Below are 16,271 nucleotides of genomic sequence, written 5' to 3' on the forward strand. Positions count from 1 at the left end.
CGTTCCACGACCGCCCGATGCACGTGGAACGTACCCCAAGGTCGTAATCTGTCGCTTGTCCAACCCGTCCGCCCGCGCAGCGGCGGAGAAAGGTGAGTTGTGAGCGTCGAGGACTTCTCCGCCGTCCAGCCCCTCCTGGATGAGCACGCCGGTATTGAGCGCGAGATGGCCGATCCGGCCGTCGCCTCCGATCCCGGCGCCATGCGTCGCCTGGGCCGCCGCTACGCCGAACTGGGCCGCGTGGTGGACGCCCACCGGGCCTGGCAGGCGGCCCACACCGACCTGGCCGACGCCATCGACCTGGCGCGCGAGGACGCCGACTTCGCCGCCGAACTACCCGCCCTGCGCGAGGCCGAGCAAGCCGCCGCCGCCCAGCTTCGCGACGTACTGGCCCCACACGATCCGGACGACGCCCGCGACGTCATCATCGAGGTCAAGGCCGGTGAGGGAGGCGAGGAGTCGGCCCTGTTCGCCTCCGACCTGGCCCGCATGTACACCCGCTACGCCGAACGCATGGGCTGGGCCGTGGAGGTCATGGACGCCACCGAGTCCGAGCTGGGCGGCTATAAGGACGTGCGGCTGGCCGTCAAGGCCAAGGGGCCCGTCGAGCCCGCCGACGGAGTGTGGGCACACCTGAAATACGAGGCGGGCGTCCATCGGGTCCAGCGCGTGCCCGTCACCGAGAGCCAGGGGCGCATTCACACCTCGGCCGCCGGCGTGCTGGTCATGCCGGAGGCCGACGACCCGGGCGAGCTGGAGATCGACCCCGCCGACCTGCGCGTAGACGTGTTCCGCTCCTCCGGCCCAGGCGGTCAGAGCGTCAACACCACCGACTCCGCCGTGCGCCTGACCCACCTGCCCACCGGGATCGTCGTATCCATGCAGAACGAGAAGTCCCAGCTGCAGAACAAGGAAGCGGCCATGCGGGTCCTGCGCGCCCGCCTGCTCGCCGAACGCGCCGCGGCGCAGGCCGCCGAGGCCGCCGCCACCCGGCGCTCCCAGGTACGCACCGTCGACCGCTCCGAGCGCATCCGCACCTACAACTTCCCCGAGAACCGCATCGCCGACCACCGCACCGGCTACAAGGCCTACAACCTCGACGCTGTGCTCGACGGCGACCTCGGTCCGGTCATCGACTCGGCCATCGCCATGGACGAGGCCGAGCGCCTGGCCGCCGCCGGGGATCAAGCGTGACAAAGCGCTCGAAAGGCGGCTCGGAGGCGAGGGCCCCCCTCAACTGGTCGCAAGCTCCTTTACGGGCGACTGAGGCGAGCGACGCCGAGCTTGCTCGAGTGTCCGAGCTGATGGAAGCACGTTTGAGGGCGAAGCCCGAAACACGTTTTCGGGAGGCTCTCGCCTCCGAGCCGCTCGGCAGGTACGCCTTCCGCCGCTTAGTCCGCGACGCCGGCCAGGCTTTGAGAGAGGCGGGCGTGATCTCGCCTGAGCATGATGCCCGGGTACTGGCCGAGCACGTCGTGGGAGGACCTCTCGTCATGTGCGACGGCGCAACTGCCCAGCAGGTGGAGACCTTCCTCAGCCTGATCGAGCGCCGGGCCGCGCGGGTGCCGCTCCAACACTTCCTCGGGCGCATGTGGTTCCGGGGACTGGAGCTCGAATGCCGTCCCGGAGTGTTCATCGTCCGGCCGGAAACCGAGATCGTCGCCGGCGCGGCCATCGACGCCGCACGGGTGGCCGCAGCGGGCCAGGACCACGGCGTGAGGGTCGTCGACCTGTGCACCGGCTCCGGCGCCATCGCCGCCGCCGTCGCTCACGAGGTCCCCGCCGCGCGCGTCTGGGCCGTTGAGGTCAATCCCGCCGCCGTCGCCCTGGCCCGGGACAACTGTGAGCGCCTGGTACCGGGACGGGTCACGGTCCTGGCCGGGGACGCCACCGCCCCGGAGACCCTCGCCGAGCTGGACGGACGGGTCGACGTCGTCGTGGCCAACCCGCCGTATGTGCCCGCGGGCGCGGTGGAGGACGCGGAAACACAGCGACACGACCCGCACCTGGCTCTCTACGGTGGGGGAGAGGACGGCCTGACGATGCCGCGTGCCATAGTCGAGCGGGCGGCGGCCCTGCTGCGGCCCGGCGGCGTCCTGGTCATGGAGCACGATCCCGCCCAGGCGGCGGCGCTGCGTGAGGCGGCGCTGGCCACCGGCTTCGCCTCGGCCCAGACCGGCGACGACCTTACTGGACGCGGCCGCTACCTGCGGGCCGAGCACTGATCCCGCAGGGGCTGACCATAACGCCGTCATACTGGGATCATGCTGTGGCGTAGGACACGCTAGACTCGAACAGGGCAGATCTGGTCAACCCCGGCGTGCACAGACGCACGCGGGGCCGCGCCAGTACCCCCGCGAGGACACCCATGGAGACAACGTCGACTCCCGCGGCGCGTGGCGCCACTGCGCCATGGCGCTACGCCATCGGCATGTTCGGCACGTCGATCCCCATCAACGTCATCAAGGGATCGATGCTCTACTTCTACGTCTCGGTGCTGGGCATGGACGCCGCCATCTACGCCGGCGTGTACACCGTCTACGGCATCATCGACGCGATCGACAACCCGATATTCGGCTACATCTCGGATCGCACTCGCAGCCGCTGGGGACGCCGCCGCCCCTACCTCATCGTCGGAGCCCTGCTGCTACTGGGCTCCATGATCGCCTTGTTCTGGGTGCCCGACGCCGTCGTGGCCCGCAAAAGCGGCGCACTGGTGGCCTGGTTCGCGACCTTCGCAATCCTGTCGGAGGCGTCGGACTCCCTCATCAACGCCAACTACGGGGCGCTGCTGCCGGAGCTCTTCCCCGCCGAACGGCGCCGCGCCCTAGCCAATTCGTTGCGGCAGGGGCTGCAGCTGGTCGCCATGATCATCTCCCTGGGGCTCACACCCCTGCTGGCCCGCGGCGTTCTGGGCTGCGACGTCGCCGACCCGCAGTGCACCGACCCGACCCGCGGGTATGAACTGCTGGCGGTCATCTACGGCGTCGTCGCCACCGCCGTCATCATCTTCATGGCCCTGGGCATTCATGAGAACCCAGACATTGCGGCGGAGGAGCGCCCCCGCTTCATCGACTCGATCATCGAGATCCTCACCAACCGCTACTTCTGGACGGTGGGGGTTGTCTCCGCCTGCTTCGGGGCGGCCATGTCGCTGATTCTGGGCGGACTGCAGTTCTACGTCGACCACTCCCTGGGCGGAGACGCCCTGCAGGCCACTATTTTGCAGGCCACGGTCATTGCGGCCTCCATCGGTTTCCTGGCGCTGTGGACCATGATCGTGCGCCGCTTCGGGGCGGCGCACACCTGGAAGATTGCCCTGCCCGCAGCGGCGGTGTCCTTCCTGCCGCTGTTCTTTGCCAGCAACCTACCCACCGCGATCATCGCCGGCTTGTGCGTCGGTTTCGGCTACTCCGGCATGCTGGCCACCAACGACCTGATCTTCGCCCGCATCCTGGACCACGACGCCGCGACCACCGGCGTCCACCGCGAGGGCATCTTCCTGTCCGCCTTCGGGGTCCTGGGCCGACTCAGCGCCATCCCCGTTTCGATCGCGCTGCTGTCCCTGGGATGGTTCTTCGGCTACCACTCCGGCGACGATCCGGGCACGCAGGCGGGACTCGCCTGGCGGGTGTACATGTCCCTGTACCCCTTCGGCCTGCTGACCATCGGCGCCATCATCTCCCGCAACATCGCGGTACCCGCCGACACGCCGAACGACGGCCAGGCTGCCATTCCGGCAGACGAAACGAAGGAGATTGCACCATGAACGCCCGCCGCCTCGTCCTCACCGCCGACGACTACGGCTATGACCCCGCCTCCGCCGAGGTGGTCCTGGATCTGCTGCAGGATGGTTACGTCTCCGCCACCACCGTGCTGGCGGTCTCCGAGTACCTCGACGACGTCGCTCCACAGCTGGCCGCACTGCGCGCCAACCATGACTTCGGGGTGGGGCTCCATGTCTCCACGAACTCCGACCGCGGCCGCGAGCCGTGGACGCCATTGTCTCCGGAGGGCTCCGTTCTGGCCGACCCCGACGGCAACCTACCTGCCGACCCGTCGGTTGCCGAGGAACGCGCGACCCCGGAGGCGATCAGTGCCGAAGTCACCGCGCAAATGATTCGTATGCGAGCCGTGGGACTGGCCATTGATCGCATCGACTCCCACTCGGGCACCGTCTACGGTCTGCACGGCGGGGCGGGACTGGCCGAGGTACTGACCGCCTGCGCCCGCCGACGACTAGCCTTCCGCTTCCCCCGCATCCTCGACGCCACCTTGCTCGGCGGCCAGATTTCGCCGACCGTGGCACAGGCACACCGGCGGGCGCTCCGGGCTGCGGACGACCTGGGGGTCGCTCTGCCCCAGACGCTGCTCACCGACCCGCGCCCCACCGACATGATCGGCAGCTACGAAAACCTGCGCGACTTCTACATTGGCTTGCTGCCCCTGCTCCCCGAAGGCACCTCGGAGATCTTCGCGCACCCGGGCGCGGACACGGCCTGGGCGCGCGAGCGCTTCGGAGCCGGCTGGGACAAGCGCGTCTGGGAGGCGCGAATGCTGCGCGATCCCGCCTGGCGTGATGCCCTGGAGCGGGAGGGCATCGAAGTGGTCGCCCGCTGGTAGGGCCGGGACAACGGCTCCGCTCCACGACGGTGTGAGCACCGGTGCCCACACCGTCGCGCCGGAGCAGGCTGGCCCTGGTATCGGGGTACCGGTGGGTCCTGGACGGCTACGCGTCGGCGGGGCAGACTCTTCGTTCAGCGTCGGCGGCGGACCGGCATCGGTTCCGCGTGCCGGCCCCAATCGAAAGCATCTGATCGGAGTTCTCCTATGACCACTGTCCTTGTCATCGGATCCACCGGGCAGGTCGGGCGCGTCGTCGTCGAAGAGGCCCTGCAGCGGGGCCTCACTGTACGCGCGCTGACCCGCAACGCCTCCCGTGCTCGCCGCTCCCTACCCGACGGCGCCGAGATCGTCGAGGCAGCGGCCGATGACGCCGACGCGCTGCGCCTGCTGGTCGCCGACGTCGACGCCGTCGTCCTCACCCACGGTACCGACTCGGACGGCAAGGACGGCGCCACCTTCTACGACATCGTCCGCGCGGTTATCGACGCTCTCGGAGATTCTGAGACCCACATCAGCCTCATGACCACGATGAACGCCTCCCACTCCTCGCGGGTCACCGGTTACGGATTCGTCGAGTGGAAGCGCCGCGCCGAGCGGCTCGTGCGCGCCTCCGGCCGCCCCTACACCATCGTGCGGCCCGGCTGGTTCGACTACCAGGGGACCGCGGACCGGCAGATCGACCTGCGTCAGGGCGACCTGGTCACCGGGCAGCCCGGAGTCGACCGGCGCCACATCGCCCAGGTGCTCCTGGAGGGCGCCCTCAACCCCTCCGGTGCGCGCCGTACGGTGGAGATCTTCAGCAAGTCCGGCGCCCCCGTCACCGACTTCGAAGCTCTGTTCGCCGCCACGCGTGCGGATGAGCCCGGCGTGCTCGACGGCGTGCTCGACACGCACAACGTTCCGCTCGACCAGGAGCCCCAGCGCGTCCAGGACGACCTCGCCCGCCTCGGTTCGGCTCAAGAGTGACCATCTGTCGCAACTTCTGCGGCTGGTGTCCGTTGGCGTCCGAAGGAGGGTGGCGCAGATCCGGGCAAAACGCGGGGATGCTCGGTCCGGCGGCCGGGTGAGCGCAGCAAAAGTTGCGACGGATGGTCATGCGCTCCAATGCCTGGCCGATCCCCTGCAGCTAAGCGGGAACTGGCTCACCCGTTGCAGCCACGGACGTCCATGACGGCAAGGCCCTGCTGGTTCAGAAGGAGTACGGCGAGGATATCCTGGTGGATAACTCGATCCGCTACATTGACGCCTTGGTGCTCCGGGACGGACAGTGGCTGATCAACTGCCGCTACCGGCAGAGGACAACAGTGCTTCAATCTGTGGTAGCAGCGCTGGAACCTGAGGCAATCACGGACCGTGCGGCTTCAGCGGCGTCCCAAAGGTAGGCCGCGCTTTCATGACGCATAAAGGTCCTCCGCCGTGGCCAGGACCGACTCCCGGAAGTACGGGTTGCGCAGAGACTCCGCCGTCACTAGGTCTACGGATCGGCCCGTCGCTTGTTCCAGGGCCTCCTGCAACCCAAAGTAGTCGTCGAAGCGACTGCCTCGGCCTTCCTCGAAGTCCACAAGGAAGTCGACGTCGCTGGTTGTCGGGTCGAAGGACCCACTCACAGCGGAGCCGAAGATCCTGAGCCTTGCGACGCCGAAGCGCTGGCAGGCGTCCTCGACAGAGTTTGGGTCGACTATGACGGTGACAGTCATGCCACAGTCTCTCAGAAGCACGCGCCGCTACCAAGGGATGGACGAGCGTGCCCGCTCCGCGTTCTCATGCGCACCGCCGCGGCTCGCTCGTCTAGGCTTGGGTCCACGATGAACGACGCGATGAACTCCCTCTTCGGTGCTCTGCCCATGCCCGGATCCGGCGCCGCGACCCCGCCCCCACCGGAGACCGTCCTGCCCTCACTCGACCCGGCCGGCGCCGCCTGGGACGACGACTCCTGGGCCGACGTCGAACCGCCCGCCGAGGAGGACCTCGCCCCATACGCCCCCGAGGAAGACGCCGGCGCGCCCTCGCAGGTCGATGAGGCTGCCGCCGCCCCCACCTGGGAGGAACGACAGGCGGAGCTCTCGGCTCTGGTCGCGCGTGCGCAGGCGAATGCTGCCGCCGAACGCGCCCGAGCCGGCCTCGATGCCGGGGGTACGACGGGCCGGAGGGCCGAAATCGGCGTGCCCCACTACGGCATGACTGTGGCCGACCCGGCGGACCTGCTCGAGGGCCTCAACCCCGCACAGGAGCAGGCCGTCACCCATGCCGGCTCCCCGCTGCTCATCATCGCCGGCGCCGGCAGTGGCAAGACCCGGGTGCTCACCCATCGCATCGCCTACCTGCTGGCCACCGGCCGGGCCCGCCCGGGTGAGATCCTCGCCATCACCTTCACCAACAAGGCCGCCGCGGAGATGCGTGAGCGCGTGGCCGGCCTGGTCGGGCCGGCGGGGGAGCGCATGTGGGTGTCTACCTTCCACTCCGCCTGCGTGCGCATCCTGCGCCGCGAGCACGAGGCTGCCGGATTGCGCTCCACCTTCTCCATCTACGACGCTGCCGACTCCACCCGCCTCATCACCCTCATCGTGCGCGAGCTCGGCATCGACCCCAAGCGCTTCACGCCCAAGACCTTCGCCTCCCGTATCTCGGACCTGAAGAACGAACTCGTCACCCCGGCCGAATTCGCCGAGCGAGCCGTCACCTCTAACCCCTTCGAACGGCACTTGACCGAGGTCTACAGCGCCTACGTGCGCCGACTGGCAGCCGCCAACGCCCTGGACTTCGACGACCTCATCATGCGCACCGTCCAGCTGTTCCAGGCAAAACCGGCCGTAGCCGAAATGTACCGGCGCCGCTTCCGTCACGTGCTTGTTGACGAGTACCAGGACACCAACCATGCCCAGTACGTGCTCGTGCGCGAACTCGTCGGCGGGCCGGGCACCTCCGGCGCCGGGTCCAGCGTCCCGCCCGCGGAGCTGACCGTCGTCGGCGACTCCGACCAGTCCATCTACGCCTTCCGTGGCGCCACGATCCGCAATATCGAGGAGTTCGAGCAGGACTACCCCAGCGCCCGCACCATCCTGCTGGAGCAGAACTACCGCTCCACCCAGAACATCCTGTCGGCCGCCAACGCCGTCATCGCCCGCAACAGCGGGCGCCGCGAGAAGAATCTATGGACCTCCTCCGGTGACGGCTCCAAGATCATCGGCTACGTGGCCGACTCCGAGCACGATGAGGCCCGCTGGATCAGCTCCGAGATCGACCGCCTCGCCGACGAGCAGGGCATAAGCCCCGGGCAGATCGCCATCTTCTACCGCACCAACGCCCAGTCCCGGGCGCTGGAGGAGGCCTTCGTGCGCTCCGGCCAGCCCTACAAGGTGGTCGGCGGCACCCGCTTCTATGAGCGCCGCGAGATCAAGGACGCCATTGCCTACCTGCGCGCCGTCGACAACCCCGACGACGACGTTTCCATCCGCCGCGTCCTCAACGTCCCCAAACGTGGACTGGGGGACAAGGCGGAGGGCGCGCTGGCCGAGCACGCCGCCCGCTACACCGTCTCCTTCGGCACCGCCATCGCCGACGCCGCCGGCGCCCCCCGCCCCGCACCGGCCGCCGGCACGGGGGAGGGCGAGGGAACGGAGCCGCCCGCCGTCGTCGGGCTGACCACACGCGCCATCCGGCAGGTAACCGCCTTCCATGAACTGCTCACCTCCCTGCGGCATTCGCGGGACGCCGGCGACGGCGTCGCCGACATCCTCGACGCCGCACTGGACGCTTCCGGCTACCTCGCCGAGCTGCGCGCCAGCGACGACCCGCAGGACGCCAGTCGGGTGGAGAACCTGGCCGAGTTGCACGCGGTGGCCTCCGACTTCCAGGCCGCCAACCCCGAGGGCACACTCGCCGACTTCCTGGAGCGGGTCTCGCTCGTGGCCGATTCCGACCAGCTCCCGCCCAGCGCCGACGTCGCCGACCAGGCGCAGGCCCAGGAACAGGGGCAGGTCACGCTCATGACCGTCCACACCGCCAAGGGACTGGAGTTCCCGGTCGTGTTCGTCACCGGCCTGGAGGACGGCACCTTCCCGCACTCGCGCTCCCTCGCTGACGACACCGAACTGGCCGAGGAGCGCCGGCTGGCGTACGTGGCCGTCACCCGTGCCCGCGAGCGCCTGTACCTGACCCGCGCCGCCGTGCGCTCCGCCTGGGGCACCGCCTCCGCCATGCCACCCTCCCGCTTCCTCGACGACGTCCCCGCCGACACCATCGAATGGAAGCGCCTGACCTCCTCCATGGAGGCGCTGCGCGGCGGCGGCACCGGCTGGGGGGAGTCCTGGGACGAGGGCGGCTTCGGCATGCGCCGCGGATACGGCGGGCGCGGCGGCGCCGCCTCAACGGACGACGACGATTTCGCCCCGGCTATCGGCTCCGGTCGGCGCACTCGCACCGGCAGGCTAGGCCGGGTCGAGACCCCCAAGGACCGCGCCGAGGCGCGCCGCGCCAAACGCCTGGCGGCACGCGGAAAGCCCGTCCGCTTGGGCGGCGGCTCCGGCGATGCCGCGGACCACTCGGCGGAAGACTCCGGACTGCCGGAGGCGGTTGCCGGACTCAAGGTCGGCGATCAGGTCAGTCACAACACCTACGGGGTGGGCACCGTCATCGGCCTGGAGGGGACGGGCCGTTCTACCGTGGCTCGCGTGGAGTTCACCGTTGACGGTGCGCCGACCACCAAGCGTCTCATGCTGCGGCTCGCTCCCATCGCCAAGGTATGAAGCTGGCCGGGTCAGGCCCGCGCAACGCAGCCCCAATCACAACCGCTGGTGTGTTGCACATGCTAATTTGGTGTAAACGTCCGGCGGAGCTGTGACGGCGCTTGCCTTACAGTGCGAGGATCCAACCGGGCGCGGAGCAAAGGAGTAGCGGTGTCCCGTTGGAGTGACTTCTGCATCTGGTGGCACGTCTACCCCCTCGGCTTCACCGGCGCACCGGTGCGCCCGACACCCCCCGAGCGGGAACTCACCCCCAGGCTGGACGGGCTCGTCGGCTGGCTGGATTACCTCGTTGAACTGGGAGCCAATGGGCTAGCACTCGGGCCGGTCTTCACCTCCGAGACCCACGGCTACGACACGGTCGACTTCTACTCCATCGACCCGCGCCTGGGAGACGACGCCGCCTTCGACCGGCTCGTCGCGGCCTGTCACGAGCGCGGCATCAACGTCATGCTCGACGGCGTGTTCAACCACGTTGGCACCGCCCACCCCCTTTTCCAAGCGGCCATGGGCGGAGACACGCAGGCACAACGGCTCTTCCGCCTGGAGCACACCGCGGACGGTATACGCCACGGGGACTTCGAGGGGCATCAGGGCCTGGCCGCCCTCAATCATGACGAGCCGGCCGTCGCCGACCTGGTCGCCGACGTCATGCGGCATTGGCTGCGCCGGGGTGCTGTGGCCTGGCGACTGGACGCCGCCTACGCCGTCCCGCCGGAGTTCTGGGCCAGGGTTTTGCCGCGCGTGCGCGAGGAGTTCCCGGAGGCTTGGTTCATGGGCGAGGTCATTCACGGCGACTACGCCGATATTGTGGCCCGCTCCGGTATGGACTCGGTGACTCAGTATGAGCTGTGGAAGGCGATCTGGAGCTCGCTGGCCGACGGGAACTTCTTCGAACTCGACTGGACCCTGCAACGGCACAACGACCTGCTGACCAGCTTCACGCCCATGACTTTCGTCGGCAACCACGACGTCACCCGCATCGCCTCCAAGATTGGCGGCGCCGGCGCCGCCCTGGCAGTGGTACTGCTGTTCACCGTTGGGGGCATTCCCTCGATCTACTATGGGGACGAGCAGGCGTTCCGCGGGGTCAAGACCGAGCGTCTGGGCGGCGACGACGAGGTGCGCCCCGCCTTCCCCGGCCGCCCGGAGGATCTGTCCTCTCTGGGGGCACCAATGCTGCGTTTGCACCAGGAACTCATTGCACTGCGGCGTCGGAACCCCTGGCTGACCACCGCGAGAACCACCGCCACGCATCTGGACAACCGCGACTACGCCTACGACGTCGTCGGCGCGGGCGGGCAGAAGCTGCACGTAGCGCTGCAGCTGGATCCCACCCCCACCGCTGAGATCACCGACGCCGACGGGCGCGTGCTGACACAGGTCAACGGTGCCGCATACGGTCATCGTCCGTGAAATTAGCATCAGTGGGGGAGGGGACTGAAGCCTTGACGGAGACTGTTACAGTGCAGGACTTGTTACTGTTCGTGCCCAGACAGATGCAACCGACTTGAACGCAACTGCTGGGGAGAAGAATTCGTGCCGTCTCGTTCTGATAGCGGCTTACTTGCCGGTCTGGACCGACTACTGCCTCCGGCGCTAGCCGGTGCGCGCGAAGTTCCCGCCACTGCGCGCCGCTGGGGATGGCAAGTGCTCTTTGGCGTTTTCGTCTTCATTGCCGCGCAGCTGAGCACATATGTTGGCATGGGGATCATGAGTGCGCTGATCGGTGAGACTGACACCGCCACTGTCACGTCGGAGATGACGGACATCGGCAGCTCGCCGGTAAGTTTCCTTGGCGGATCCCTCGTGTCGGCTCTTATCGCCGTAGGCGGCTACTGGGGCTGCATGCGCCTCATACGCGGGGCGCGCGTGGGCGAGCTGGCTGGCGGCGGCAAGGTGCACGAGTTCCTAACCGGAGTGCTCATCGGGGGGCTGCTCATCACCGTCGTCGTGCTGGTGCTCGCGGCGTTCGGCGCTTATCGGGTAACGACCGTGGGGTGGCACCCGGGCGTGATTGTCGGCCTAGCCATGGGTGTTGCTGCAGGATTCGCTGAGGAGATTCTCTTCCGGGGGCTGCTGCTCCGATTGCTTGAGCACTGGCTGGGTACGGTGTGGGCCGTGGCGGCAACCTCTCTCCTATTCGGCCTGGCGCACCTGGGCAATCCCGAGGCGACGGTATTCGGGGCACTGGCTATTGCGGTGGAAGCAGGGGTGCTCCTGGGCGCCTGCTATCTGGTGACGCGTAGACTGTGGCTGGTTTTCGGCGTCCACCTGGCCTGGAATTTTGTGCAGGGGGGAGTTTTCGGGTCCGACGTCTCCGGCACAGGAAGCGGTCGTGGCTTATTCGAAGCGAGCTTCACCGGGCCCGAGCTACTCACCGGCGGTGAGATGGGCATTGAGGGCTCGTTGGTGGCGGTGCTGGTGTGCGGAGGAATGGGCGTCCTCATCATGCAGGTCGCTCACAGGCGCGGTCTGCTGTTTCGTCGCCGGACGACCAACCAGCAAGAGCAGGAGAAATAGCTCTTCGAATGAGGACCCCTTCTGGCACGTTTAGTGTCCTTGTTGGGTTTCGCCTTGGTCGGTGAGGTAGGTGAGGGTGCGTACGACGTTGTAGGGGGTGGTGGTGTTGGTGGTGGTGATGGTCCCGGTCACGGGCGTGGTGGTGCCGCCAGCGGGGGTGAAGGTGGCTTTCCACGTAGTAGTCAGCGTGGTGGTGATGTCCGCGGCGGTGGCGGTGTACTGGTGGTAGACGGTCTGGTTGGGCCAGGCCGCCCCAGGATCGGTGGTGGCCAGGGTGGTTCCGTCTCCCCAGTCCCAGGTGTAGGAGGTGGGTGTGGCGTGGATGGTGACGGCGGCCCCGGCCACCGTGGTGGTCAGTACTTGGGTGTCGGGGCTGGTGTAGACGATGAAGATCTTCGACAGCAGGACCTCATCCCCCGGGGGCTGGCGAGTAATACCGGAGCCGTCGGCCAGCAGGGTGACCACATCACTGGAGGTGACCGTGACCACGATCGTGGCCGGGTCGGCGCTGGTGTCGACGGGGGCGTCGAGGCACTCCATGATGTAACCGGTGCGGCCCTCGGTGATCGGACTGACCGATACAGTCCCGTAGGGACACCTGTCATTGGCAGCCCCATACAGGTACTGCGGACCATCAGAGCTGCTAGCAGTGCCGCCGTTACCTGAAGCGGTTCCCTGCGGCCCAGTCGAGGTCACCCGCCGTGAAGTGGTGCTTGTCACCGACACTGTGCTGTCGTGCGCCTCTGCGTTGAGTTCACCAGATGTAGGCGCGCTGTCCGAAGCAGACGCAAGGGGGACAGCACAGGAGAGCAGCAGTGAAATAATCGCCATAGCATGCAGAGCAGTCTTGCTATCCCTCATCATTTGGCTCACCACCATTCTCAATGTCTACGACCTCAACACTCCACGCTTCGTCCGACCAATGAAGCTGAACGAGAAGCGTATCGTCGGATGCTTCAGCCTGGGTTGTGGAGCGTCCGTCGCCAGAATGTGATGTGTGGGGGTCTGAGATTACGTTGAGACGGATGACGTACCGGTTGGGATCGCTATCATCAGTCCAGTACTCTAGGATCGTTAATTCTTGGTTCCAGGGATCGATCCATCCGCCGGATCCGTGTAGTTCAGTAGCGTTGTTGATGACGCTGTTGCAGAATTCGCAGTTGTCGTCGCTCATGTTCTGCCAGGTGGTGAGGTCGCCGGTGGCGTACACGTAGGGATACAGTTCGATGAAGTGGCCGGCTGTGAGTATGGCGCCGTGGTCGGAGTGTTCGTCGGCGCCCTCGTAGGGTTGGGGCTCTTCCATGGCCAGGGCGGTCTCGCGCAGGGCGGTGTCCTCGGGTGAAAGGTTGAGTGTAGGGCTGGGCGATGGTGTCTGGCTGGCGGACGGTGTGGGGGACGCGGAAACTGCGGGCGTCCCGCCGGCGGTGCCGGTGGGGGTGTCGGTGGTGTTGCCGTTTCCGGAGCAGCCGGCGGCCAGCAGGGTCAAGCAGGCGGCCAGCACCGCTGCACGGGCGGCGCGGTTTGGGTGGCGGCCATGGCTGGGGCGGTGAGGAAGACGCGACCGACGCTGTGGTGCGGTGACCAAACTGGTGAGCGACGGGAAGGTGAGCATCGAAGGGGGAGCCTCCTCATTGAGGACCCGGAACGGGGTGTGTGGGCGCGTCGACCAAGTGCCGACGCCCGCAACCGTACCGAGATCTACCGCGTCACCGCTACCCGGGCCGGCGCGCCTGTGGAAAACCCCGTCGGCCACGCGCGGCGGTGAGATGACCGGGCGCCGTGGTCGGGCGGGCACCAGGCGTCATGGGTCGTGAGTGACCATCTGTCGCAACTTTTAGTCGACGCCCTCACCGGCCCGACCTGGCGCCTGCGCGTTTGCCCAGGTCAGAGGCGGTATCCAGAAGTAACCGGCGAGCCCTGCTGCTAAAAGTTGCGACCAATGGACACTTTTTCGCCGCCCCCGCCGCTACCAGCCAGAGGACAAGCGTCCGCGGGGCCCGCCTGCACGCATCCACCGCTCCTCAACACCGCTCCGACCGGCCCTGTCCGCCACCCACCCCACCACCACAACGACCGGTTTCGACACGTCATTAGTGCCGGTTTCGGCATGTTATTAGTGCCGGTTTCGGCGAAGGAGGTGGCCGGGCATGGGGCTGACGAGGCATGTCCGACAAACTGAAACCCGCCCCGTAGGTTGGGTTCAGGCGGTCTCGGTGGCCGCGGCGCGGGCGGCCGGGGTGGTGGCCGCCATGCGTAGCACGTGCAGTGCGGTTTGCTGCAGTTCACCGAGCGTGAGGTGCTCCCCGCTGGCGTCGGTCGGCGAGTAGCCGGCGAGGATGGCGTCGTCGTGACCATCGGCGCGAGTGGAGGACCAGGTCGTGCCGCCGGGCATAAGCACGTCCACGCCCGCGCGCACTCGCGTGGCGGAGTCCTTCAACTCGGGGAACAGCGGATCCGGCGCGTAGCGCATCCACCAGTCGGTCATGACATTGCCCTGGTAGCCCCACTCGCCGCGTAGAATGGTGGTGACCAGGTCGTAGTTGTAGTGCGCCCACTGGCCGTTGATCTTGTTGTAGCTGGTCATGATGTTGAGCGGGCCGGCCTGCTCAACGCAGATGCGGAATCCACGCAGGTAGATTTCCCGCAGGGCCCGCTGCGACACCCGTGAGTCGTTGTAGATGCGGTTGGTCTCCTGGCTGTTGCAGGCGAAGTGCTTCGGGCAGGCCGACACCCCCTGGGACTGGATCCCGCGCACGACGGCTGCCGCCGCCAGGCCCGTGAGTAACGGATCCTCTGAGTAATACTCGAAGTTGCGTCCGCACAGCGGGTCGCGGTGGATGTTCAATCCCGGCGCCAGCAGCACATCGGAGCCCTTGCGGAGCATCTCCTGCCCGTGCAGCGCGGCGAGCCGCTCCAGCAGGGCCATGTCCCAGCTGGAAGCCAGGGCGGTGCCACAGGGCAGCAGGCTGGCGTAGGCGGATACGCGAATGCCCGAGGGGCCGTCGGTAGTGATGACCGGGGGCACACCGAGAGCGCGCAGGCGCTCGGTCAGGCCGCCGAAGGCACCGGCATTGCCCGGCGCACCCAGCGGGGAGTTCATCTCCACGTCGCCGTAAGCAAGCTGAGCCAGGTCCTCGACCTCCAGCTGAGCGACGAAGGCCTCCATGGTGGTGCGCCCTGCGACCACGTCGCTGAAGCGGATGCCGGTGTCGCCGGTTGGGGTGATCGCTTCGGGTAGGCGGGCCAGGATGCGCTCACGCAGGTCGATGGTCGCCGTCGGCACGGCTTCCCAACCGACCTGGGGCCGGTCCTGCGCATCGCGGACCACTGTCATGCGCTCAAATGGGGCCCCCGGGGCGGGCGCAAGCGCCTCCTCCAGCTGCTCGGTGACCTCCAGGGCCTCGACGACGACGCTGCCCGCCAGGGTGGTCTGCCGCACCGAGGTGCCCACGTACACCGGATGGTCGCCGGCCTCGATGACCCAGGCGTGAGCGTGACCGGTCGTGCCGGCGTCGTCGAAGGAGGCCAGGCGCTCCCGGGGGAAGACGAGGGTCAGTTCCTGACTGGCACCGGGGGCGACGACGTCGGTGCGCGCGAATGCGACCAGCTCGCGGGCCGGGTGCGGCAGGGCGGCACCGGCGGGGGCGCCTCGGTAAACCTGCACCACGGTGGCACCGGGACGGGGGCCGGTGTTGGTGACGGCGACCCGGACGCGAACGCTACCGTCGGCCTCCTCCGCTTCGGCAGCGGCGAGTTCGAAGGAGGTGTACCCCAGGCCGTGCCCGAAGGGGAAGAGCACCTTGTCCGGGGCGAAGGTTTCGAAGTAGCGGTAGCCGACGAAGATGTCCTCGGCGTAGTTGTTGTACTCCGCGTCGCCGAAGTTCGCGGCGGAGGGGTAGTCCTCGTAAGCGCGCGCGATAGTGTCGGTCAGGCGCCCGCCCGGCTCCGCAGCGCCGGTGAGCACGTCGGCGGTTGCCCGCCCACCCTCCATACCGCCGGGCCAGGCCAGCAGCAGGGCGGACACGTTCAGTTCCTCGGCCCACGACAGGTCCATGACATTGCCGGAGTTGACGATGACCACCGTGCTCTCGAAGTGGCCGGTCACCCGTTCCACAAGGGCACGTTCTGTCTCGGTGAGGTAGTAGGCGCCGGGTTCGAGTACGTTCTCCCGGTCCTCCCCGGCGGCGCGCCCGATGACGACGACGGCGGTGCGAGCCCGGGAGGCCGCGGCGGCCACGAATGCGTCATCCACCTCCATCTCCGGATAGTAGCGGGGCCAGTTGCCCCATTCCTCCACCGGCGGCTCCTGAGCCTCACACCACTGGCGGTAGGTGGAGGCGACCTCAGCGTCTACATTGACGCCCTGCTCCACCAGGCTGC

The 16,271-nt window shown here is 67.8% G+C and carries 12 protein-coding genes; 8 read left to right on the forward strand and 4 right to left on the reverse strand.

The window, feature by feature from the left end:
- Positions 1-99: 99 nt before the first annotated feature.
- From prfA to RWX45_RS10145, 5 genes are all read left to right on the forward strand, one after another.
- Positions 100-1,194, forward strand: coding sequence for a peptide chain release factor 1 (gene prfA / locus RWX45_RS10125; RefSeq protein WP_316023594.1), 1,095 nt, complete (start codon positions 100-102; stop codon positions 1,192-1,194).
- Positions 1,195-1,304: 110 nt separating this feature from the next.
- Positions 1,305-2,225 carry a peptide chain release factor N(5)-glutamine methyltransferase gene (gene prmC / locus RWX45_RS10130; RefSeq protein WP_410050713.1) on the forward strand — a complete coding sequence of 307 codons (921 nt, stop codon included), beginning with the start codon at positions 1,305-1,307 and terminating at the stop codon, positions 2,223-2,225.
- Between the two features lie 143 nt (positions 2,226-2,368).
- Entirely contained in the window at positions 2,369-3,769 is a 1,401-nt protein-coding gene (locus RWX45_RS10135; RefSeq protein WP_316023596.1) for an MFS transporter, read from the forward strand.
- Positions 3,766-4,623 (forward strand): carbohydrate deacetylase, encoded by an 858-nt coding sequence (locus tag RWX45_RS10140; protein WP_316023597.1) that lies wholly within the window; start codon positions 3,766-3,768, stop codon positions 4,621-4,623. Before RWX45_RS10135 ends, RWX45_RS10140 begins: the two co-directional genes overlap by 4 nt.
- Positions 4,624-4,830: 207 nt before the next feature.
- Positions 4,831-5,592, forward strand: a complete 762-nt coding sequence (locus RWX45_RS10145) for an NAD(P)H-binding protein (protein WP_316023598.1) — start codon at positions 4,831-4,833, stop codon at positions 5,590-5,592.
- Between the two features lie 425 nt (positions 5,593-6,017).
- On the opposite strand, the gene RWX45_RS10150 is transcribed toward RWX45_RS10145, so the two are convergent.
- Positions 6,018-6,323, reverse strand: coding sequence for a nucleotidyltransferase family protein (locus RWX45_RS10150; RefSeq protein WP_316023599.1), 306 nt, complete (start codon positions 6,321-6,323; stop codon positions 6,018-6,020).
- A gap of 108 nt (positions 6,324-6,431) precedes the next feature.
- Between RWX45_RS10150 and RWX45_RS10155 the strand changes: the two genes are divergently transcribed.
- From RWX45_RS10155 to RWX45_RS10165, 3 genes are all read left to right on the forward strand, one after another.
- Complete coding sequence (locus RWX45_RS10155) at positions 6,432-9,371, forward strand: UvrD-helicase domain-containing protein (protein ID WP_316023600.1); 2,940 nt, start codon at positions 6,432-6,434, stop codon at positions 9,369-9,371.
- 150 nt (positions 9,372-9,521) lie between these two features.
- The gene (locus tag RWX45_RS10160; protein WP_316023601.1) at positions 9,522-10,784 is read left to right on the forward strand and encodes an alpha-amylase family protein; all 1,263 of its coding nucleotides are present in this window, start codon (positions 9,522-9,524) and stop codon (positions 10,782-10,784) included.
- Between the two features lie 234 nt (positions 10,785-11,018).
- Entirely contained in the window at positions 11,019-11,891 is an 873-nt protein-coding gene (locus RWX45_RS10165) for a CPBP family intramembrane glutamic endopeptidase (RefSeq protein WP_316023602.1), read from the forward strand.
- Positions 11,892-11,921: 30 nt separating this feature from the next.
- On the opposite strand, the gene RWX45_RS10170 is transcribed toward RWX45_RS10165, so the two are convergent.
- From RWX45_RS10170 to RWX45_RS10180, 3 genes are all read right to left on the reverse strand, one after another.
- Positions 11,922-12,431, reverse strand: a complete 510-nt coding sequence (locus RWX45_RS10170) for a hypothetical protein (RefSeq protein WP_316023603.1) — start codon at positions 12,429-12,431, stop codon at positions 11,922-11,924.
- Positions 12,432-12,741: 310 nt separating this feature from the next.
- On the reverse strand, positions 12,742-13,503 hold the full coding sequence (locus tag RWX45_RS10175; RefSeq protein WP_316023604.1) for a DUF6318 family protein: 762 nt from the start codon (positions 13,501-13,503) through the stop codon (positions 12,742-12,744).
- A 588-nt stretch (positions 13,504-14,091) separates the two neighbouring features.
- Positions 14,092-16,271: glycoside hydrolase family 3 N-terminal domain-containing protein (locus tag RWX45_RS10180; protein ID WP_316023605.1), on the reverse strand; the 2,180-nt coding region annotated here is incomplete at its 5' end.

The sequence above is a fragment of the Actinomyces sp. MRS3W genome (assembly GCF_032465695.1).
In the GTDB taxonomy this organism is placed as follows: Bacteria; Actinomycetota; Actinomycetes; order Actinomycetales; family Actinomycetaceae; genus Actinomyces.